Genomic DNA, 21,786 nt, shown 5'->3' with positions numbered 1-21,786 from the left:
TTCTTCATGTTAATTGAAAGCGACTATGCTAAAATTGCTGCGTTTTTTCATTCTTTTCTATATCAAAAGTCCCAACGTTGTAAGGTGCCTATACTATGTCAGATCTTCAATCTACCGGAAAAAGACTGAATAAGTTTATTAGCGAGTCTGGTTTTTGCTCTCGCAGAGAAGCTGACAAACTCATTGATGCAGGCAGAGTAACCATCAATGGTACTATTCCAGAATTAGGCACTAAGGTGATGCCTGATGATCAAGTTGAAGTAGATGGCAAAGCTATAAATCAAAAACAAAAACTTATCTATATCGCTTTAAATAAGCCGGTTGGCGTAACCTGCACAACCGAGCGCCATGTGCGCGGCAACATTGTTGACTTTATTGGTCATAAACAACGTATTTTTCCCATCGGTCGACTCGATAAACCGTCACAAGGACTAATTTTTCTTACCAGTGATGGCGATATCGTGAACAAAATTTTAAGGGCAGGCAATGCCCATGAAAAAGAATATATTGTTACCGTAAATAAGCCGATTACGTCTGAGTTTGTTCGTCGTATGAGTAGCGGCGTGCCAATATTGGATACCGTTACACAACCTTGCAAAGTTGAAAAAATAGATAAATTCACGTTTAAAATTATTCTTACCCAAGGCTTAAATCGCCAAATTAGAAGAATGACGGAATATCTAGGGTTTGACGTTAAAACGCTTACCCGCACCCGCATTATGAACATTTCACTTAAAGGCCTAGCAGATGGCCAATGGCGCTATTTAACCGAACAAGAAATGGCCACACTTAACCAAGCAGTGGAAAAATCAAGTAAAACTGAAGAAGCTTCCCATTTAGCAGTACCTCAAACCATGAGTAAATCAAGCAACCCACGTCGCCCCGCCAAAAATAAATCGCATGCTCATCAACAGCGTGAAAATACCCAATCACACGCCAATAAAAAGCGTGAACATGCCGAGCAAAAAAACACTAGAAGTACTTATAAAAAATCACCTTCAAATAAGCAAGCACCTGCTAATGGCAACAATAGCAGTAAGCCAAAAAGAAGCACGAAAGGCACTTTGTCATTAGGGAAGCAAAAATAATCATTGTGCGGGGCTAAAACAACGCAATATCTAGTTTATCAGCTAGCATCTCTAGCGCATGTAACCCAGCTACAGAGTTGCCATAACTATTTAATTCAGGCGACCACACTGCTACTGTAAAGCGTCCCGGACATACCGCCACTATCGCGCCAGAAACACCCGATTTACCCGGCATGCCTACTCGGTAGGCAAAATCACCCGCCGCATCATACAAACCACTGGTAAACAGTAATGAGTTCATTTGTTGTGTTTGCTTACTGGTAAGCATTTGCGTACTGGCTTCCTGAGAGAAACCTTGTTGTGCTAAAAAGCTAAACGTGGTGGCAAGCTCGCGACAGTTTAATTCAATCGCACAAAAACTAAAGTATGCCTGCAATACTTGGTCGACATCATTTTCAAAATTACCAAACGACTTCATCAAATGCGCCATTGCTGCGTTTCGATGGCGATGTTCGTATTCAGACCGCGCAACTTGACGATCAAGCATAATATTAGCGTTACCGCTTAACGCCCGTACATTTTCTAATACTGCGTGGATGGGTGCTGATAAACGACTCACCAATGCATCCGCTACCACTAACGCCCCTGTATTGACAAAAGGGTTGCGAGGAATACCTTGCTCGAACTCTAACTGAGTTAACGAATTAAATGCCGTACCAGATGGCTCTTTACCAACACGTTTCCATAAATCATCGCCATACCTCTGTAATGCTAACGTAAGGGATAACACCTTTGACACTGATTGAATGGTAAAACGCTGGTAATCGTCTCCTGCAGAAATCGTTTCTCCGTCTACCGTATGAATAGCAATACCTAATTGATTTGGATTCATTTTAGCTAGTGCGGGAATGTAATCAGCCACTTTTCCTTCGCCGATTCTACTTTTTGACTCGTCTAATATTTCATTTAATACTGCTTGATAACTCAAGTTGTCCCCTTCTCGTTTAAAACCAATGCGTTCACAAACCACCAAAACAAGTAGTATAGCAAAGCTGTTAAACCTTTTGTTTTTGTTAAAGCTCGTACTACACTAACGTAAAACTGTAACTTTTTATATCACCTGAATTTTTTACTGAATAAACGAATAAAGTGAATAGGTGGGCTGAGCATTAATCCACCAGCTATTTATGCTAGCACAGCGCACCATTAGGTATGGGGGTTTGCAAGTCCCTTTTTTAAATACATAAATATGCACAGCTTATGAATAACAATTTTTAACAAAAAATAAACCTTATCATCTTCAACCAATATATACATATTTTGTTACATTTATAAATTTAAAAAAAATGATTAAAAAACATAGCAATGATAGTATCCGCCGCGAATTTTTAATGTGCTAGCGCAAACTAGCTATGTAATCAAAAAGTAAAAAGGATGTTTTTATGAAAAAGACTCATGCTCTATTAGTTATCGCTGCCCTTTCCGCTTCAGCAGCACAAGCAGAACAATATCGCTCATTCTCAACAGCTAGTTATCATGATAGTGACTACAACGAAACTTTCGGACTTAGCTCTCAGTACTTCTTTGGTGACAAAAAAACGTTGGGTCCATTAGACCAGTTTGGTTATATCAATGATGTATCAACTGTTTATGGTAACTATAACCATTCTAGCGATGATGGTTTTATCGATTATAATTCAAATACCTATAATGTTGGTGGTGAGTATTTCACAAACCAATTTATTCTTGGCCTTGACGTTAAGCATGCTAACACCAACGGTAATACTGGCGAGTTAGTAACAGCTACATTAGGTTATGAAATTAATGATGACTGGCAAGTTAGACTTCAGTATCTTGACGGTGAAAATGGTTTCGATGAAGTATTACTAAGCACTAACTATAACCACCAAATCAACCAAACTGACTATATTGGCTTTACATTAGTTGTTGATGACGAGTTTGATAATGCAAACTTATCAACTAAGTATTTCAGCGATCTTGGTCAAGATAAATATCTACAACTAACTGCAAGCGTTGATCACAGCGACGACTTTTCTGATTCATGGGCTGTTGGTGGCAAATACTACTTCAACAAAATGACTGGTGTTTCTTTAAATGCTGCTAAAGACGACCATTATAGCGCAGGTGTATCTCACTTCTTCACTAAAAACATTGGTGTTAGCTTCGAGTACACAACTGTTGGTCGCGTGAGTGATGACATGTTCGGGATCACAGCAACTGCACAGTTCTAATTTAAACGCTATCGCTATTAAAAAGTGACATTTAAGGCATGTACAACATGCCTTTTCGTACCGTGTTTATGTAAGACAAAAGAAATCACATTTTTATATGTGGTTTCTTTTTTTATTTTTGAATCTTAAATCTCTTTAACGTGCGCATTTAACTGAGTGATATACACCGTGGTTTTACCTTCAAAACCAGAATCAAATCCTGCAGTTAGCCACAAAACGCCTTCCGCGTCAGACATAACATCGAGCTTATCTTCCATCACCAATGTTTTTAACTCATACGCTCTGTCGTCAGAACAGTCTAAACTATTAGCAATATTACCGACCACATAACCTTCTGTGCCAGAGGTGGACTGCTGACCTAAATCAACATTTAATCGATAATTACCTGACTCAATGATATTTTCTGGTTTATGCTGAGTTGCCGCCAATTTTACATAAACAGACTCACCGGGCGCGCCGCCTATACCAGCACAATTTTGTGGCACGTTCGTTAAGATTTCAACTTCCATGCTAACCTCATGCAATGTCATACTATTAAGCTGATCAACTTTTATTGATAACGCCATTAATAAGTCATCTGAACGATTATGTCCGCTTAGTAACCACCCTTTTTGGTCACTGAATGGCTCTGGTAAAGCTTCGTGGCTAGATGCCAACTCAAAGTCTGCGGTATCTTCCGTAGGTAAATCTGAAAAAATGACTGTGGCCTCTTTGTCGGCATGATCAGACACTGAAAAATCGATCGCTAACTGCTTATCTATTTTAACTGGAGTCGGCTCTGGCTGAGTGGGTGGTTGCGGAGATGAGGAATCTGAGCCACCGCATGCGGCTAATGATAAAGCTAATACTGTGGTAGCGCCTATTTGACTTAATTGGCGACGCGATAATGGCATGTTAAACATCCTTCCTGTGAAATCTATTTTTACTGACTCTATACTCGGTCAGTTTTCTCACTCCATTGTGTTGTTTTTTTCAACAAGACTCAACCATAAATGTTATTTTCTGGTTATGACTGAATGAATATTTGATGTACTGTGGCACCTAGTATGATAATCCGCTAATTTAGACAGCCAGATTCAAGTAAAGCGGAAAACAGCGCTCGTATAGGACAACCCTTAAATGCAACTTCATGGAAAAGCCACACCCATACTTTATTGGATGACTGCAATAAGCTATTTAATCATGTTACCCATGGGTGATTATTCTTGGCATTTTTTACATAAAGCCACGCCCATTCTGTTACTCTTTTTTGTGCTGTTATCCAATACCCTTCACACACGTTCATCAGCCATTTTATTCGCCACAGCAGCACTGTTATTTTCAGCTTGTGGCGATGTGTTACTTGCTTTAACCATACCGAATAACTTTGTATTTGGCTTAGGTGCCTTTTTACTGGCTCATATATGCTATTGCGTTGTATTTTGGCAATGGCGAGTACAGCCCGCAAGTGTGTATGCTTTTGTTTTACGCACCTTTACTGATCCCAAAACAAAGTGGATAGCGTTAGCATTTAGCACGTTTACGTTGTTAATGGCAGGTTGGATTGTGCCTAAAGCAGGAGAGTTAGCGGTTCCAGTTACGGTATATATGTGTGCGATTCTATTAATGGCATTAACCGCAACAAATACGTCAACATACCATACAGAGCAACCCTATGTAGCTCAGCCAAAAATGAATTTAATTTTGCTAGGTGCAATGTTGTTTGTGATATCGGACGCGATTATTGCGATTAATATGTTTATTCTTCCTGTGCCCTATCAAGCATATTTGATTATGACAACCTACTATCTGGCGCAGTATTTGTTGTTTAAAGGTATCATGCAGCGCATTAAAACTGATATGTCACCCCTGCCATAAATTCGAGACCTCTAGCAGGATATTGGTGCACAACATTGTTATTGCTATCAATCCCCAATGGGATATATGAAGAAGTGCTATAACGCTCATCCAAGGCATTGTTGATTGTTATGTGTAAATTAGTGCGCGGATTAATGCGATAATTTACTTTGCTATTAACCAGCAATAAATCATCGTTACTTTCTAGCAGTGCAACCTCATTACGCCAGGTGCCATGCAGTGACCATGACCAGTTATTTTTTTGATATTGTAGTTGATAAGAAAAGTACTCACTTGGCGTAATATGTTCTGATTTTGGGATCCCCATGGCATCGCCTAATTCAGTATGATTTTTAAATATTCTGGTAATGCCTGTAATAAACCGCCACTGCTCATTAATATGCCAGCGCGCTTCTATTTCCATCCCTTGGCTAAAGTTTTTTGCAACGTTACCTAAGCTAATTTCGCCTGTGTCTCTTACCTCAAACCCGATGAGATTTTGATGCACATTGTCAAATACTGTCGCTGAAAAAGCGAAAGCGTCGTTAAACCAATAGTATGCCACCTCAGTACTTTTTACTTCACTTGCTTTAAGCGCTTGATTACCAATAGACAAACCACTTTCTGCATCGTACAAATCGCCTAACGAAGGAGCCCGGTATCCCTCGCCATACTTAAATTTAACGCCTTGTTGGCTATTAATTTGATAAATAGCCGAAAAACTTGGAGTAAACGCATCATCCACGTCATTAAAGTCGTCGTATCTTACACCCAATGTGAAAAACCAACGCGGTAAGGGGTGCCATTGAACCTGAGCATAGCTACCACGAATATGCCGTTGGTTATCAAGTACAATACGTTGTTCGGCTTGATTAAAGGTTTGTACTTTCCCTAAAAAGCCAAACATATCAAATACGTCATAATTGCTGCGAATAAAGCCGTTTGGCACCTCACTATTAGATGCCTGAATCCCAAAGTGCCATAACAAATCTGATGCGCTTTGGTATTCCGCATCAATGCTTAAGTTGTAGCTGCGGTATGCAATATCTTCCCCAAATAAAAAGCTATCTGCAGTAAACATTCCTATACCTTGTGGCACTAAAGCCGTTTGAGAACGACGCTCGCCACGATGATACGCGCCTGAAAGACTGACTTGCCAAGGATTGCTGGCCGAGGTCAGCAGGTACTTTGCATCTAACATCCAGTGGTTCAATTCAACAAATGTGACGCTATCACTCACGCGGCGGAATAAATAATAATTTTCTCTGGTTGAGTCTAACCAATTAAAACGTAATGCCCCCTGCTCATGTTCCGCATAAAGCTGGAGCTGCCTTACTTCACGTGGATCGGTGGTGGTGGTTTGCCGCTCGAATGGATCGTAAATATCGCTAAATGTGTCTCCTTCATCTTTATACCAGCTGCTATTTAAGCCCACTAACCAATCACTTATTGGCTCTACCACTTGCACAGACATACCTTTACTTTGGTTACTTCCCGCTTCAAGGCCAACTTGGCTGGCTTTTGAGGTGGTGATGTTAATCACACCAGCGTATGCATTCGAACCATATTGCGACGAACCCGGTCCACGGATGATTTCTACACGCTTAGCAGTGCGAATATCTAAATGCCGCATAAAGTAACTAATGCCGCCGGTATAGTCATCGTTTAAGCGTTGGCCATTTAGTTTAAATAACAATGCGCTAGCATATTTTTGTGCCATGCCACGAGTGTCTATGTGCGACTGATTTCCTTCAACGGCATTCATCATATTGTAAAAGCCGGGCACATAATTAAGTAGTTCAAATAAATTACGCACCCCTAAGCTATGAATCCGCGCTTGAGTAAACACCGTCACCGACGACGGTGTTTGCCACAGGGGTAATTCATTTCTAGAGGCTACCGTCACTTTTAAATTGAGTAACTGAGGAAGTGATAAAGCAAACAATTCATCAATCGGGTACACATAATGATCTGCCTTGGATTGCAGCTGCACCTTATTAACTGCATTATCACTGGCAAATATCGGTAGTGTTAGCCCACACAACATTAAACAAACACATTGTTTTCTTACCAACATATTACTCATCATGAGCAACCACGGCATACAATAAACAATCAGATAAGGCGATATCGGCACGTGTTGTTATCATAAATACATGTAACGCTTGGGCTGGGTAAAGTTGATTGTCGCGTAGGGTAAACAACGCAGCAAAACAATCATCACCGTCGGCATTGGTGGCCTTGAATATATCTTTTCCTCGCTTGCCAACCCAGCCTAGCCGCTGATGGGGTTCAAGTAAGCCAAAGTTATAACTGTCAATATCACGAGGAAGCGTTAAGTCTGCATTCGGACAAGGCGAGTCTGCATAGGCCAGCTTGGTATCAGCAACAAGTTCCAGTCTGATAGGATCTTCAAGCCAAATTGGCGCGTCACATTCTTGGTTTAATTCATCTAACTCGGTTTGAAAAAAGTGATGAAGACCACTAAACGCAATTTCATGAGATAGCGTGTTGTTTGCCCCACCGCATTCTATTGTCACAATAGGACAACCAAAGTCGCGTTCAAACATGGCGCCAACCTGAATAGAGGAATAAATAATATAAGGACTAAACAATTGGCCTAGCGTCGCATGTTGTTCATCTTTTTTATGCGTGACGCTAAACGCGGGATTGTCGCCAGACGTATTATGCATATCTAAAATCACCTCTGGCTGTATGCTTTCAATATAGGCCACAATGCGGTTAGCTAGCTCGGTTTGAGGATCAGTTCCAGAAAGCGTTAAAAAGCAACGGTTTAAGTCTTTATGCTCAGGCAACATACGGTAATGAAATAAAGGAGGTGTGGTTGCGGCGGTTAACGATGCCAATAAAATATAACAATCGACTATGGGCTTAACCTTGCACTCAATTAAGCGCTGCAGGGCATAAGCACCTGACGGCTCATTGCCATGCAACAAGGTAGTGATCATTCTTGGAGGCCTTGCGGGATCACGCCCTTTAAAGTAAACAACCGAAGGACGTTGCTCAAACTGCGATAAAAATGTTGCTATATCACCTTGTGTATTGACTGTATGACTTTCAAAAATAGGAAACGAGCCTGCGTCGCTTATTGTCGGATCAGATAACGCCATGCGATTAACCTATAATCGTGAAAAGTAACATCATTGTTAACCCACCTGCATTAAGGATAAATTAATCTCATATTCAGTATAGCTACTTTCTGATATTGTCCCATTGAGCAAGAGGAATATTTAATGGCTGCATCATTTTATAGTCATGCAGCATGTCATATAACGCCTCGGTGCGATTACGCTTTACTTCATATTTAGCCAACACCAAACGCTGCCAACGGGCACCATTTAGTTGCTTTTCAACTCTTTCAATAAAGATGCTTAAATAACGCTTACTCTCTTCTTTTGCCACACCTAGGCGCGTTAACCCGGCTTCCGCATCTTCAATCAGAGTATATAAAAGTGTTGTTGCATTGGCTTCACATAAGCCAAACTGAGTGAGGTGAGGCCATACTAACTCAGCATCAATGCTGTACTGAGCTGCACGGTAAAAATTATATTCTGCATATTTAAATGGCAGACGCGAGATCCAGTGCTCTATTTTATCGGCTAACCCGAACACCAACCCCGTTAGCATAGCCGCATTAGCCATCGTATCGACCATAGTTGGTCCTGCGGGCAGGCTTCTAATTTCTATTCGTAAATGACCATTATCATGGTGATCATAAATACCGCGGTTCCAGCTCCACACCGAACCCTGATGAAATTTGAGTTCATTAAGTTGGGGCACTCGCCCCGCAGCATAGGCCGCACACGCATCCTCGTCACTAAACTGAGCCATCATTGGCTCATACAGCCCCACATTTGCTTCAAATAACTCTATAATGCCTGTTCTATTCCAGCCACTGCCATACGTCACTCTGGGCGGCTCATGCCACGGCTTAATTTTTATTCGTGTATCAATACATTGTTTAAATAACGCAATTCGTGTTTCGTCCCATAATAAATGCCCTAACAAGCTTGGCGAGTTTGCACTAAATGCAAGTACGAGTGGCGTTACTAACATCACCGCATTGAACACATGAGTAAATTGTTGAGGTGTCACTTTAAGATGCAATTGAAACGAGGCACCAGCGCCTACTAATGCAATAGAGTTCGTGTCTAAACTAAGCGGGTTTTCACCGTCAATTTGAATGTGAAACTTTTCGCCGCGTCGTTTTAGTAACTGTTGGGCGAATACCTCGTAGCGTTGGCGGTTTGATATCGCATCAACGGTTAAATGTTGAGGTTTTAGGGTAGGCAAAATGCCAATTGCTAATAATTCAGCGTTTGAATGCGAGGCAAGTGCTGCCACTTTCTGGTTTAGCGCTAGCGCTTCTTTCTCTAGTGTAGAAAAAGGAAATCCCCTGCTCTTAACAGGAGTTAAATTAAACTCTAAGTCATATTGATTCAGTTCAATAGCAAGGCGAGGATCTTGCGCTTTATCGAGCAGAGTTTGATTTAAATACTGTGGTTCACCACGCGCATTAATAATATTCGTTTCTAGCTCAGCACCAATTGTCGGTTCACTTAAACCAAAAAGTGGATCGTCAAGTAAAGCCTGCAAAACGGCTAACTGTGTATGTAATATCGTATTAAATGTTTTTATATCGCTTAAGGCGACACTGCCCGATCCTTGCGCTGCCATAATGCTGCCGTAACACGGTAAGTTAATGAACACTCATTACTATTACCGCTCCTTGTCACTATACCTAATGCTAGCATCGTCGACTATTTTCGTTTACGCAATATTTTCTGATAAAAGGCAAATTCTATACTGTGCATAAGACTTGCCAGTTCACACAACAGGGACAACCCATACCAGTCGGCTTTTAATGCAGCGCTTGATACAAAGACAGAGCACTGATCCGTTGGTTAATAATAGCGACAAGCTGCTGATACTGTTCTGATTTTGTATCCCCAAACTGATCTTTAAAATGTGCGTTATCCAACCCTTCAGGCAATTGTTTGATTGATGGGAAAAAGTGACTTTCAGCTAATTCAAAACGCAAAATTGCCTGCACTTGTTGGGCTTTTTCTTCGTTTTGGGTCACTGATTGCGCAAACGCAATACCTGCCATATCAGCCGCCAAATCGGCGAAGCTAAAACCTGAGCCACCTGTATTACTATCAAGTAACTCTTTTAATTCACCAATCGCTAAGCTCAGCCCTTGTTCAGAAAGCCGTTCTATTACTGCTGAATATAAAAAGTGTAAGGCGAGGTCCTGCCTGCCCGCTAATGTTGTGGTTACCCTAGTGCGAATATAATTAATCGGCGCTAAGTTAATGTCGCCAATTAAACGTGCAAATCGAGGGTTACCAAAGCTGGCTGCTAACGCCCATAATGCGGCTTCATTTTCATGCTTCGCATTCCCTGTTTTCGCGCGCGTAGCAGCAAGATCAAAGGTGTAATTAATAAACGGCGCTAACGACACATTACCGCGTAGTTGGTGCTCGTCAACAAATCCCTTTATTTTTTGAATGTAGAAACTGACATCTTCGACATCAACAGACAAGCCGTCTAAGCCTGATAATGTGCGCATCGTATCGTAAAACAGCGCTGAGCTAACTAGCTCGCCATTTTTCTGATTAATCAATCCTTTTGGCTTCACCATGCTACTTGCAATGTAATGCTTATTAATCACCGCATTTTTATAGGCACGCGCCGTGAGTAAATAAAGTGGCTTATCTAATGTTTTCTGTGCAATATACTTAGCTAACCACTCCGTCATACTGATGGGTAACGGTAAATCACCAATAACAAATTGCGTTAGTTTTACATCCGACCCACGCTGCTCAAATTCTGCTAATACGTTAACATAATATCCGTCAAACCAAGGTGATAACGCTAACGAGCCAGCCGCTAATAGGGTATTTCCGCTAATATTAATTTTAGACTTAGCCTGCTTAACGGTATGGGATGCAACCGCACTTAACGCATCTAATTGACGTTGAGAGAAACGAAACGATAATTGCGGATGTTGCGACCGTAACTTGGCGCGGGTTAAGTTTGCCATTAATTTAACCTGTGCCACAGATTGAGCATCGGCCACAGGCACTTGAGTAACAATCGGCTGACGCTCAACGATTAGCACAAGCAACAATGCAATACCTAGTACTACGGCAAGTAATACACTAAGTAAAATGTGAACAACTGATTTTAAAGACATAAACCGTTTTAATACTCTTGTTAAACTCTTTTAGATACCGCAAGTCATCTGTGCGCTAAGTTGCACTGCTACCTGTCAGCCCTAGTATAAGCGTTACTATTTTGATTATCATGCTTTATTCACATTGATTTACACTGTTTTCATAGACACAATAACCTCATCACTGGTTCAAACAACAAGCGGAAAAAGCATGGAATTATCTTGGCAAAAGTTACTCAATGGTAAGCGTAGAAAAGACAAGTTCAGTGGTGCAAACCCTTACTCCATTGCCGCCGGAAGGGTAGAGTTAGAGCGTGATTATGACCGCATTTTATTTGCCACGCCAACTCGTAGAATGGCTGATAAAACTCAAGTATTTCCATTAGAACGGAATGACAGTGTCCGAAACCGATTAACGCACTCTCATGAAGTGTCTAATTTAGCACGCAGTATTGGTAACCGCTTAGTCTTTGAGTTTCGCGAGCAAGTGTTTAAAGGGGTGAGCGACGACTTACAAATTGAACGCTGTGTACCCTCTCTGTTAGCAGCAATCGGGTTAGCCCATGATCTTGGTAATCCTCCTTTTGGTCACCAAGGCGAGGTTGCAATGCAAGAGTGGTTTCAGCGCAATAATGCCAGCCACTTTAATAATCAATTGGGACAAGACTTTCTAAAGTTTGACGGCAACGCCCAAACCTTTCGTTTAGTAACCAAATTACAGGTGCTAAACGATAATTATGGATTGAACCTCACCTACGCCACCTTGGCGTCGATGCTCAAATACCCCGTTGCCCCCCAAACAGTTAGCAGCAGTGAGCACTGGAAAAAACACGGCTTTTTTAATTCTGAATTAACCATTGTTGAAGATATTTGGCAGGAAACAGGCTTGTCGGAACATTACCGCCACCCGTTTACTTACATTATGGAAGCGTGTGACGATATCGCGTACTCCGTGTTAGATGCAGAAGATATTGTTAAAAAGGGGCTTGCGTCGTTTTCTGATATTGTGGACTTTCTTGAGCATCAAAATGGTGACGACGCAATGACCTGCTCGGTGTTGCAGCTTGCTAAACAAAAAAATATGGAATTTAAACAGCAGTCACTCAGCCCGCGTGAGCTAAACGATGTGTCTATGCAAATTTTTAGGGTTTATGCGGTAGGCCATGCTATTTCGGCAATTGTTGATCAGTTTGTTGCTGATTGCGATGCCATCATGGCGGGTGATCTAGGGCCCGGATACCAGCTAATAGAAGCTTCAACAGCCAATCACTTTTGCAGCAATTTAAAGCAATTTGACTACCAGCACGGTTATCGCCATAAAAGCGTACTCGAATTAGAGTTGAAGGGGAATAACTACATCACTGGCATTATGGATATGCTATGGTTAGGCATTCATGGTCATATAAATAATAAGCGTAGTAAACCAAACAGTGCGCAATTTAGCCATGCAGCAAAAAGCCCTTTTGGTCGATATGCCTACGAACGCATTTCAGAAAATTACCGCCGAATATTTGAAGATCCAACCAATACCATGCCAATCGAATACAAAGAAGCGCAATTATTGGCCGATGCGGTATCAGGCATGACCGATACCTACCTAATAACAATCCATGATGAATTAAAAGCATTATTGAAGTAAACCTAAAACATGGTAAATATTGCAACGACTCCAGCTGCCTTAAAACAGCGCATAAAACGTTTTTTTAATACAACTAATCGTGGGCGACAAACGGTTGCCCAACTTATTGAGCAATTACAAACATCAGGAAAGGTATATCTATTTGGTGGTGCCATTCGAGATATTGCATTAAATGGCATTACTGCGTTTAGTTCAGACATTGATTTAGTGATCGACTGTTCTCAAGACACGCTTGATTTAGCCCTACTCACGCTCAGTAACACCTCAATCAAACAGCAAAACATTAAACAAAATAAATTTGGCGGGTATCGAATTGATACCGGTAAATGGTTAGTCGACATTTGGCCGATAACCCAAACATGGGCGTTCAAGCATACCGAAGTGGTATATGACAATGTTACTAGCCTGCTTAACACAACAGTACTTAATTGGGACGCCATTATTTATGACTTTGGCGAACAAACGTTAATTCATCAGCCCGAGTATTTTAATGCCCTTGCTCAGGGCCACTTAGATTTGGTCTTAGTTGATAATCCCAATCAAACAGGCCAAGCAGTGCGCATTTTACGTACACTTTTTGACAAACAAGTGCACACCATCAGCCCACCGTTAGCGCGTTATCTTACTCGTCTTATCCATTTATATGGTGAAGCTAAATTACGTGAGTACGAACAACACAGTTACCGTAGTCGTTTTTTACATTCTGCCAATTGGCCAATTCTTTATTTACAACTTAATCAGCCCCCTAAAAACGGGCGAGTTGAAGTCGACTTATTACAAAAAACGATGTCTTTACCACTTGAAGCGCCCATCAGCGATGAAAAGTAACCCAAATAATGCTATAACGTGCACCAATAAATAACCGATAGAATTACCTTTCACATTAAAAAGGTAAACATCCGAATTCTGAGGAATACGAGAATGAAAGCACTTGGTTTAAAGCCTCTTGTCATGTTGGTAGCCGCTGGATTAACCTTAGCTGGCTGCGCACAACATCCATCAACTTCCGCTAAAACATCTGTTGAAACGCCAAAAATTAAAAACGTGATTTTAATGATTGGTGACGGCATGGGCCCACAACAAGTTGGTTTGCTAGAAGAGTTTGCGCATCGTGCGAAACATTCTCCTTATCAAAATAAAACCACCGCGCTTTCTACCTTCGCCGCAGAGGGTGCCTTAGGGATGTCGCGGCACAGTCCCTTTAATAATTTAGTGGTCGACTCCGCCTGCTCTGCTACTCAACTTGCTACGGGCATTAGCTCTGATAGTGAAATGATTGGCCTTGATGCCAATGGCGACACGGTTATGACGGTTTTAGAACATGCTAAAAAACTAGGCAAAGCCACAGGTCTGGTGTCAGACACACGTTTAACGCATGCCACACCAGCCTCATTTGCTACCCACCAAGCGCACCGCAGTATGGAAAATGAAATCGCGGCTGAAATGATCACTAGCGACAATGTAGATGTGATGCTGTCTGGTGGACTGCGCCACTTTATTCCAAGTAACAGTGCGCAAGATGCAGCAGCAAAACAGGCGCTAACACAGTTAATTAATGAACCCGCTTTAAGATTAAAGTCGAAACGAAAAGACAACCGTAACCTGCTTGTAGAAGCTAAAGATCAAGGCTACAACCTTGCGTTTAACCGCGAGCAATTACAGCAAAGCCAAGGGAATAAACTACTTGGTTTATTTGCATATTCAGGCATGAACGACGGCATTGCTTACCATCAACAGAAAAATAGCTCAGAGCGCAACGAACCTAGCTTAAAAGAAATGACCATGAAGGCATTGGATATTTTAAGCCAAGATCCTGACGGCTTCTTCTTAATGGTTGAAGGCGGACAAATCGACTGGGCCGGTCATAACAATGATGCCGGTACTCTACTACATGAAATGCTTAAATTTGACGAAGCGGTAGCAGCCGTTCACGAATGGGTAAAAAAGCGTAACGACACGCTGGTAGTGATCACTGCAGATCATGAAACGGGCGGGTTTGGCTTCAGTTATAGCCGCAAAGATGTACCGGTTCCGTCGAAAAAGCCGGGGGCATCATTCGCGAATCATGACTTTCAGCCCAATTATAATTTTGGTGATATCGCAGTACTAGACAAATTGTACGAGCAACAAAAAAGCTATTTTGGTATTTGGGCAGAAGCCGCTGGCAAAGATGCATTTCCAACAGCACAAAGCCTAACAAACGCAGTCAAAAATAACACCGCGTTTGAATTAACATTAAATGAAGCTGAGCAAGTATTAGCACGCGAAGCTAACGATTATCATTTAGCCAGTCATAAATATTTAAAAGCGAAAGAATTTCCTAAGGTAAATGACTTCAAAGAATATTATGTTTATGGTGATGACGTGCATAAAAACTTAATTGGCCGTCAGCTAGCAAAATACCAAAACATTGTTTGGAGTACAGGTACGCATACGCATACGCCCGTTGCGGTTATTGCTTGGGGTCCGGATAACGTCAATCAGGTGTTCTCAAAAATTCAGCACCACACTGACATCGGCAAAAAGCTAATCACTGCGGTAACCACTGAAACGCTGCAACCTTAATACGTTTGGTAGCCATAAAGACAAGGACGGGGAAATCCTTTCTCCGTCCTTGCTTACTGTCTGGAATGTGTGTTCAAGCTATATTAACAACTTACTGTGTAAAGATTGTTTAAACTACTGATTAAAAGTTTGGGCTAGAAAATATGATCGCTCATCTGCACTAATCATAATCCGCTCACCTCTTAATTCACCTTCTAATATCATTAATACATTACCGTCCTCATCAGTAAACGTATCAGTATAGGTGCCTTTAAAGGCATGCCCTTTTTCACTTAATGTAACTATCTCTAGCATTGTACTGGTTGACGCTACGGATAATGCTTCAAGATTGGCCGGCTGAACAAATTTAGTCATATACCCTGCTATACTCAGGCGCTTCCATACACCCACCCCAACACCGCCAGTTCCATCTGTATTTATCGCAATACCACCTTTACTAAACACTTTATAAGTAATCAGGTGAGCGGGTTCTACTCCTTGATACAGTGCTGGGATGATCATGACTTTCCATACTCCTTCCATCGTCCGGTATTCTGGACGGTAGCTAATATCCATATTAGGCCGTTCAATTTCAGCTGCGCGTACAAATTGAAAAAAGAGATCGGCACATATAATGACAATTATTGCGGCGACTTTTTTCATTGTTGATGTTTTTAGCGTAATCATTACCCTGCTCCTTTTAGGTGTGTCTGTTCCTTATGAGTTGATTCCATCAACAGTTGCAGACTCGCTTCATTAAGTTTGAAAGCACCTTGCTTTCACTGTTAATTCTAGTGACATTGGCAGGATATACCTGATGAAAAACTCTTTTCGGTTTGAGCATTCCATCAAGTTATCGAACAGGGTATGCAGGAGGTTGAAGTATTTGAAATTAAAGATTAAATAGGTAAGTTTTTTCGTTTAAAAAAACAGATGGTCAACTAAAAAGGAGCTAACGCTGAACTTTTTGATAGCTTGCTCGATCAAGATCTGAAACAGCCACCGTTGTACTTGTTACCACCGATAATAATGGCTTAACTGCTGATAGCACTGTTTCACTGAGCAACCGCTTTTGTTGCGCGGTTCTACCAGACAAAATTCGCAAATCGATATGCACAAAATAGCCATTAGCCTGCCCTGTAATATAATGCTGAAAACCCGTCGCTCGCACTTTAATGGCATCCGCTTCAAATAGCGCTGAGTCAATTGCCGCTTGCTGAACAGTTAGCATTAACTGCTCAATGCTAATTTCATGCTCTAACGGTTGTGCATATTCAATAATACAATGCGGCATTTTAATTTTTTCTCCTAATAACAAAAAACTGATAAACAACTGATAAACAACGTGCGCTAGCCTAACGGTTACGCCTCTGTTACTCTTTAAAGCCCAACGCTTCCATATTTTTAGCCATATCTTCGGCCGATGTTTTAGGCTCAACATCGCGGTCAATTTTTGCAATTTTACCATTTTTATCAATATAAAAAGTATGACGCTTAGCAAAACCTAATAAGTGTTTTACACCATAAGCCTCTGCCGCTTCTTTGGTGGGATCACTCAATAATGGAAAATCTGCTTTCGTTTCAGCGGCAAAGCCACGGTTTTTGTCAATGGGATCCACGCTTGCCATAAAGTACTGCGCGTTAAATTTTCTGAGTAAATGCCCATTTTCCGCTAACGACTTACATTCAATGGTACAGCCATAAGTATATGCCCGAGGAAACCAGGCCAACACAACCGCTTTTTTGCCTTTAAATTGGCTTAACGTGTAAATGTTGCCATCGGTTCCCTGTAATTTAAAATCAGGTGCCATATCGCCCACTTTAAGCTCAGCGGCTATCGTTAATGGCACGATGAAGAGTGTTAATAGTATTGATAAAAATAAACGGCGCATCTTGCTTCCTTATTACATTCAATTGGATACATACTAAGTGTGCTGGCGGTACGGGATGAAATTTATTGCACACGCTTTAACATTCAATACGAATTATTCGGTATTCCAAGATCAGTTTATCCTAGTTTTAATTTCAGCTACACTGATAAGTTAATGATCGTTAAGCAGTATTAATATTCTATGACCTCAGTAAGTGCGCCCACGTCACCCAATTACTTAATAGTAATAAACCCCCTACCAAATAAGAAAAAGAAACAAGCACTTAATCGATTATTAGTAGCATTAAAAACACGTGGCTGGTCTTGGCGAATCTATGAAACCGCGCCGAATTTAACGACGAATCAAATATTCTTTAAAAAACACCTTAAGCAGTATACCGACATTGTTGCGTTAGGCGGTGATGGTACTTTACATATTATTGCAAATTGCATGGCGCACAGTCATGTACCGCTTGCTATTATTCCCTGTGGAACGGGTAATGACTTTGCCAGAGCATGGTTTAATAAAGAAGACGATCCCATCACCATTGCATTGTCGACTCACAGCAAAGCGATTGATTTAGGAAAATGCAATGACCGGTACTTTGTTAATGTGTTGGGTGTGGGTTTTGATGCTGAGTTAGTCAAACAACTAGAACGAAGTAAAATGAGTTATTGGCGTTCATGTTCATATCTGCTTAAAACCCTGATGATGCTCCCGACCTATCAAGAACCGACCGTTACCATTCAATTAGAAAACCAAACAGTAACGTTGCCAACTTTTATCGCGACATTCGCTAACAGCCAGTATTTCGGCGGAGGCATGAAAATAGCGCCCTTTGCTTCACCTCACAACCACCAACTGGATTATTGTATTATTAAAAAAGCGCCCTTTTTTAAAAAGCTGTATTATCTAAGCAAGGTGTTTAGCGGCAATCATTTGCAAGCAAACGTTGTCAGTTACGGCCAGTCTCAGCAGGCTGTAATTACAACATGCGATATACCATTAGAAGCAGATGGTGAATTTATTGGCCATAGTCCTTGTAATATTTCAATTGAAGCAAATGCATTAAGGCTTAAAACAGCGTAACGCTTAAGCGGCTACAGCATCTAATAGCAACGGTTAATCTTCAACAATATAGTATTTACCGTCAATTTCATTCACAAGATAACTGCGATTTCTCTTACCAAATACGGGGATTGCTAATGCATGTAGTGGACACCAAATAACACCGTCGCTATCCAACGGCTCATCACACAGTTCAAAACCTTGGTGCGGGCAATACGCTGAAATCGTGCGCATTTCGCCGTCACGCTCAAAAATCATTAAATCAACCGGAGCCTGCCCACCGGGTAGCTGAGCCTTGCCCAACCATACTTTATCAGCACCATCGCGCTTCGGGGCGGATCGAAAGTCATTAATCAAAATAGGATATTGCGACATTAAGCCTTCCTCGAACTTCATTTTAAAGCGCTATTCAAGCATGTGACACATGGGCTTGCAACCGCTGATGCACTATTAACGATGAAAGACGGCATAAGATAAAATTCGCTTTTAATGTATTAAGCTCGCTTGTTACATATCATAAAGCTTTTTAATTTTATTCGCTGTGATTAAATGAGAAAAGCTGCCAAGAACCTTTCTTTCGTCATCGACTAAGATAACAGCAAAGTCACTTTCATTATCTATCAGCTTTTCAAGCTCTTGCATATCAGTATGATAACCGCCATTGCACTTGTTATCTTGGCACACTGAAATATATAAAAGTTGCATATTTTCAGCATCTATTTCTTTATTCAAAATACCCATTTGTGCAATATAAGCTGGATTACTAACAGTATTAGTTTTAATAATAATGACGTTGGGTTGCAACGCTACATTAAACTCTTTAGCAAAGTCATTTTGTACTGTAGATAATAAGTATTCTTTCTTAGCTGCATCAAAAAACTTTAAATCGACTTCACACCAAGCATGAGCAGCAAATATAAAAGAGCATATAAATAGTAATTTATTCATCGAAAACCTCTAACGTTAAGTTTGCTGAAGGTGCAGTAGCAGCAATTACATCGAAAAAAGTTTTACTATTTTCTTTTATACCGATACATCCCTTTGTGCCTGCAACACCTCCATCGGGATGAATACCTAGCCTACCGCCATTTGCTCCTCTTTGTGTTGCAAATTCTGGAAAAATTGGCACAAAGAAACCTTTTCCATTACTACCTTGAAATGATTTCCCAATCGTAGATGTGTAGGGAGTGATACCTCTACGGCCAATCTTATAAATACCAACTGGTAATGCCCCTTCACCCCACGGACCGCTTACCGCTTTCCAACGCCCCTTGCCATGCCAAATAAGTACCTTTGATTTTCGGTTAAATACTATCTTTGCCACTCTTAATCCTTCATATAGCCATTGAATTAAAAACAGAAAACCTACACTAAAGATAAGAATTATCAACCCTAAATTAACAATATTAAATTTGTTATTTCCGCTACGCCCTAATTTACTACAGAAAATTACACCAATAGACTTGCAGACATCCATAAACGATGTTATTCCTAATAAAACGATTATAAAAATATAAGAACGAATTACCTTGCTAACTAATACTCTGCTTATCACATTACTTAACCTCGTGCTCCTGCTTAGGCGCGCGTGGGGTGTTTGTGAGTCAGTGTTAAGGTAAATATAAAACTGATTTAAACCAAAAACCCCGCGCCGAAAGGCCGGGGTTTTTGCGTTTCTCCCCTTTCGACGCGTTTATACATTGCTGTTAAAGCATATAAACCAAACAAGTGGAAAGGAGAGCATATGAACAACCGCGAAAAAGTCTGGATATTTGACACCACCTTGCGTGACGGCGAGCAGGCATTAAAAGCCAGTTTAAATTTACAACAAAAGTTACAATTGGCCCATGCCATTGCGCGCCTAAACGTTGACGTGATGGAAGTGGGCTTTCCCGTTTCTTCGCCGGGCGACTTTGATGCAGTACACGCCATTGCTACAAACGTAAAAGGGCCGATTATTTGTGGCTTAGCACGAACTATTGATCAAGACATCATCGCTTGTGGCGAAGCGTTAAAAGCTGCTGAGTTGCGCCGTATTCATACGTTTATAGCAACGTCTCCAATTCATCTACAACATAAACTACGCATCAACCTTGAGACTGCCATTAGCATGGCACACAATGCCATAAAGCTAGCCTCACGTTATACTAACGATATCGAATTTTCCTGTGAAGACGCTGCTCGCACGCCAATCGACGACTTATGCCGCATAGTTGAGGCAGCCATTCATGCAGGAGCTACCACCATAAATATTCCTGATACGGTTGGCTACGCAGTTCCAGCTGAGTTAAACAGCATCATTCAACAGTTACAACACAAAGTTCCTAATATTGATAAAGCCCGTTTGTCTGTGCATTGCCATAATGATTTAGGCCTTGCCGTTGCAAATAGTGTTGCCGCCGTTGAGGCGGGGGCTCGTCAGGTTGAATGTACGGTAAATGGCATTGGTGAACGAGCAGGAAACTGTGCGCTAGAAGAAATCGCGATGATTTTATCTACCCGACTAAATCAGCCTACCAAAGTAGGTACCGCCCTTTACAGCGATATTAACGCCACAGAAATCCATCGCACTAGTCGTTTAGTGAGTCAGGTTTGTCATATGCCTATTCAACCAAACAAGGCGATAGTTGGCGCCAACGCCTTTTCCCATTCTTCAGGTATTCATCAAGACGGTATGTTAAAAGCACAGAATACTTATGAAATTTTATCTCCTCAGCAAATAGGCATACCAAGCAACGAGCTACACCTAACCTCGCGCTCTGGTCGTCGAGTTATTCAACACCGCTTGACTGAGTTAGGTTACCGCGAAGGCGACTATGACATTGAAGGGTTATATAAGCGTTTTATTACGCTTGCCGATCAAAAAGGCACTGTGTATGACTACGACTTAGAAGCCATGATTTATGTTAATCAGCTACAGGCCTCCTGCAACGAGCCTGATCTTCAGCCTTACAGCCTAACATTTTTAACTACCACAACAATTTCCCATCAACTGGCTTCTGCCACAGTGTCGTTAAGTAAAGGCGACTACACCACAACGGAAGCTGCAACGGGCAATGGTCCTGTTGAAGCTGCGTATCAAGCGATTTCACGAATAACTCAACAAACAATTAATTTAATTGAATATAGCTTAACGGCAAAGGGACAAGGCGAACAGGCATTAGGTCAAGTGGATATTATTGTGGAATATCAACAGCAGCGCTTTCATGGCACAGGTTTGGCCACCGACATTGTGGCAGCCTCAGTAGATGCTTACATTCATATTCTTAATTTAATTCAGCGTGCTCAGCAAATTTCCGCCTTTAAAAATAATCCGTTAACGCCTATCGATACTAAGAGGGCCAGCTAA

The 21,786-nt window shown here is 41.3% G+C and carries 20 protein-coding genes; 8 read left to right on the top strand and 12 right to left on the bottom strand.

The genetic code is table 11. From position 1 onward, the window contains the following. Nucleotides 1-95 precede the first annotated feature (95 nt). Entirely contained in the window at nucleotides 96-1,088 is a 993-nt protein-coding gene (gene rluF, locus HUU81_RS01290) for a 23S rRNA pseudouridine(2604) synthase RluF (protein ID WP_199610482.1), read from the top strand. 13 nt (nucleotides 1,089-1,101) lie between these two features. Here the strand turns inward: rluF and glsB are convergent, their stop codons facing one another. Further along, the gene (gene glsB / locus HUU81_RS01285; protein WP_199610481.1) at nucleotides 1,102-2,016 is read right to left on the bottom strand and encodes a glutaminase B; all 915 of its coding nucleotides are present in this window, start codon (nucleotides 2,014-2,016) and stop codon (nucleotides 1,102-1,104) included. A 454-nt stretch (nucleotides 2,017-2,470) separates the two neighbouring features. On the opposite strand from glsB, the gene HUU81_RS01280 reads away from it, so the two are divergent. Next, nucleotides 2,471-3,280, top strand: coding sequence for a putative porin (locus HUU81_RS01280; RefSeq protein WP_199610480.1), 810 nt, complete (start codon nucleotides 2,471-2,473; stop codon nucleotides 3,278-3,280). 125 nt (nucleotides 3,281-3,405) lie between these two features. On the opposite strand, the gene HUU81_RS01275 is transcribed toward HUU81_RS01280, so the two are convergent. After that, nucleotides 3,406-4,173, bottom strand: coding sequence for a hypothetical protein (locus HUU81_RS01275; protein WP_199610479.1), 768 nt, complete (start codon nucleotides 4,171-4,173; stop codon nucleotides 3,406-3,408). 226 nt (nucleotides 4,174-4,399) lie between these two features. On the opposite strand from HUU81_RS01275, the gene HUU81_RS01270 reads away from it, so the two are divergent. Further along, nucleotides 4,400-5,137 (top strand): lysoplasmalogenase, encoded by a 738-nt coding sequence (locus tag HUU81_RS01270; RefSeq protein WP_199610478.1) that lies wholly within the window; start codon nucleotides 4,400-4,402, stop codon nucleotides 5,135-5,137. Here HUU81_RS01270 and HUU81_RS01265 read toward each other — a convergent pair. The 4 genes from HUU81_RS01265 to HUU81_RS01250 all read right to left on the bottom strand — a co-directional run bounded on the left by HUU81_RS01265 (nucleotide 5,109) and on the right by HUU81_RS01250 (nucleotide 11,336). Then, complete coding sequence (locus HUU81_RS01265; RefSeq protein WP_199610476.1) at nucleotides 5,109-7,205, bottom strand: TonB-dependent receptor plug domain-containing protein; 2,097 nt, start codon at nucleotides 7,203-7,205, stop codon at nucleotides 5,109-5,111. The two genes, HUU81_RS01270 and HUU81_RS01265, sit on opposite strands and share 29 nt — an antisense overlap. Beyond that, on the bottom strand, nucleotides 7,195-8,247 hold the full coding sequence (locus HUU81_RS01260; RefSeq protein ID WP_199610474.1) for a M14 family metallopeptidase: 1,053 nt from the start codon (nucleotides 8,245-8,247) through the stop codon (nucleotides 7,195-7,197). Before HUU81_RS01260 ends, HUU81_RS01265 begins: the two co-directional genes overlap by 11 nt. Nucleotides 8,248-8,329: 82 nt before the next feature. Further along, nucleotides 8,330-9,814 carry a glutamate--cysteine ligase family protein gene (locus tag HUU81_RS01255; RefSeq protein ID WP_199610472.1) on the bottom strand — a complete coding sequence of 495 codons (1,485 nt, stop codon included), beginning with the start codon at nucleotides 9,812-9,814 and terminating at the stop codon, nucleotides 8,330-8,332. Between the two features lie 184 nt (nucleotides 9,815-9,998). Beyond that, on the bottom strand, nucleotides 9,999-11,336 hold the full coding sequence (locus tag HUU81_RS01250; RefSeq protein ID WP_199610470.1) for a hypothetical protein: 1,338 nt from the start codon (nucleotides 11,334-11,336) through the stop codon (nucleotides 9,999-10,001). Nucleotides 11,337-11,526: 190 nt separating this feature from the next. Here HUU81_RS01250 and dgt point away from each other — a divergent pair, with 190 nt between their 5' ends. From dgt to HUU81_RS01235, 3 genes are all read left to right on the top strand, one after another. Further along, nucleotides 11,527-12,954 (top strand): dGTP triphosphohydrolase, encoded by a 1,428-nt coding sequence (gene dgt, locus HUU81_RS01245; RefSeq protein WP_199610468.1) that lies wholly within the window; start codon nucleotides 11,527-11,529, stop codon nucleotides 12,952-12,954. A 9-nt stretch (nucleotides 12,955-12,963) separates the two neighbouring features. Then, nucleotides 12,964-13,782: a nucleotidyltransferase family protein gene (locus HUU81_RS01240; RefSeq protein WP_199610467.1), complete on the top strand. Its 819-nt coding sequence runs from the start codon at nucleotides 12,964-12,966 to the stop codon at nucleotides 13,780-13,782. Between the two features lie 93 nt (nucleotides 13,783-13,875). Beyond that, on the top strand, nucleotides 13,876-15,519 hold the full coding sequence (locus HUU81_RS01235) for an alkaline phosphatase (protein WP_199610465.1): 1,644 nt from the start codon (nucleotides 13,876-13,878) through the stop codon (nucleotides 15,517-15,519). A gap of 114 nt (nucleotides 15,520-15,633) precedes the next feature. Here the strand turns inward: HUU81_RS01235 and HUU81_RS01230 are convergent, their stop codons facing one another. From HUU81_RS01230 to HUU81_RS01220, 3 genes are all read right to left on the bottom strand, one after another. Continuing rightward, a complete protein-coding gene (locus tag HUU81_RS01230) occupies nucleotides 15,634-16,185 on the bottom strand; it encodes a hypothetical protein (protein ID WP_199610464.1) in 552 nt (183 codons plus the stop codon). A gap of 265 nt (nucleotides 16,186-16,450) precedes the next feature. Beyond that, entirely contained in the window at nucleotides 16,451-16,792 is a 342-nt protein-coding gene (locus tag HUU81_RS01225; RefSeq protein ID WP_199610463.1) for a 5-carboxymethyl-2-hydroxymuconate Delta-isomerase, read from the bottom strand. Between the two features lie 79 nt (nucleotides 16,793-16,871). Next, nucleotides 16,872-17,390, bottom strand: a complete 519-nt coding sequence (locus HUU81_RS01220) for a peroxiredoxin (protein WP_199610462.1) — start codon at nucleotides 17,388-17,390, stop codon at nucleotides 16,872-16,874. 180 nt (nucleotides 17,391-17,570) lie between these two features. Between HUU81_RS01220 and HUU81_RS01215 the strand changes: the two genes are divergently transcribed. Further along, a complete protein-coding gene (locus HUU81_RS01215; protein ID WP_199610461.1) occupies nucleotides 17,571-18,458 on the top strand; it encodes a diacylglycerol/lipid kinase family protein in 888 nt (295 codons plus the stop codon). 33 nt (nucleotides 18,459-18,491) lie between these two features. Here the strand turns inward: HUU81_RS01215 and HUU81_RS01210 are convergent, their stop codons facing one another. From HUU81_RS01210 to HUU81_RS01200, 3 genes are all read right to left on the bottom strand, one after another. Then, nucleotides 18,492-18,812 (bottom strand): Rieske 2Fe-2S domain-containing protein, encoded by a 321-nt coding sequence (locus HUU81_RS01210; protein WP_199610460.1) that lies wholly within the window; start codon nucleotides 18,810-18,812, stop codon nucleotides 18,492-18,494. A 132-nt stretch (nucleotides 18,813-18,944) separates the two neighbouring features. Then, complete coding sequence (locus HUU81_RS01205; RefSeq protein WP_199610459.1) at nucleotides 18,945-19,385, bottom strand: hypothetical protein; 441 nt, start codon at nucleotides 19,383-19,385, stop codon at nucleotides 18,945-18,947. Then, nucleotides 19,378-19,992, bottom strand: coding sequence for a L,D-transpeptidase family protein (locus HUU81_RS01200; protein WP_199610457.1), 615 nt, complete (start codon nucleotides 19,990-19,992; stop codon nucleotides 19,378-19,380). The genes HUU81_RS01205 and HUU81_RS01200 overlap by 8 nt, the downstream gene beginning before the upstream one ends. Before the next feature lie 189 nt (nucleotides 19,993-20,181). Between HUU81_RS01200 and leuA the strand changes: the two genes are divergently transcribed. Beyond that, nucleotides 20,182-21,786 (top strand): 2-isopropylmalate synthase, encoded by a 1,605-nt coding sequence (leuA, locus tag HUU81_RS01195; RefSeq protein ID WP_199610455.1) that lies wholly within the window; start codon nucleotides 20,182-20,184, stop codon nucleotides 21,784-21,786.

Origin of the sequence: Flocculibacter collagenilyticus (assembly GCF_016469335.1) — a bacterium.
Lineage (GTDB): Bacteria > Pseudomonadota > Gammaproteobacteria > Enterobacterales > Alteromonadaceae > Flocculibacter > Flocculibacter collagenilyticus.
This window is presented reverse-complemented; position numbering and strand designations above follow the sequence as displayed.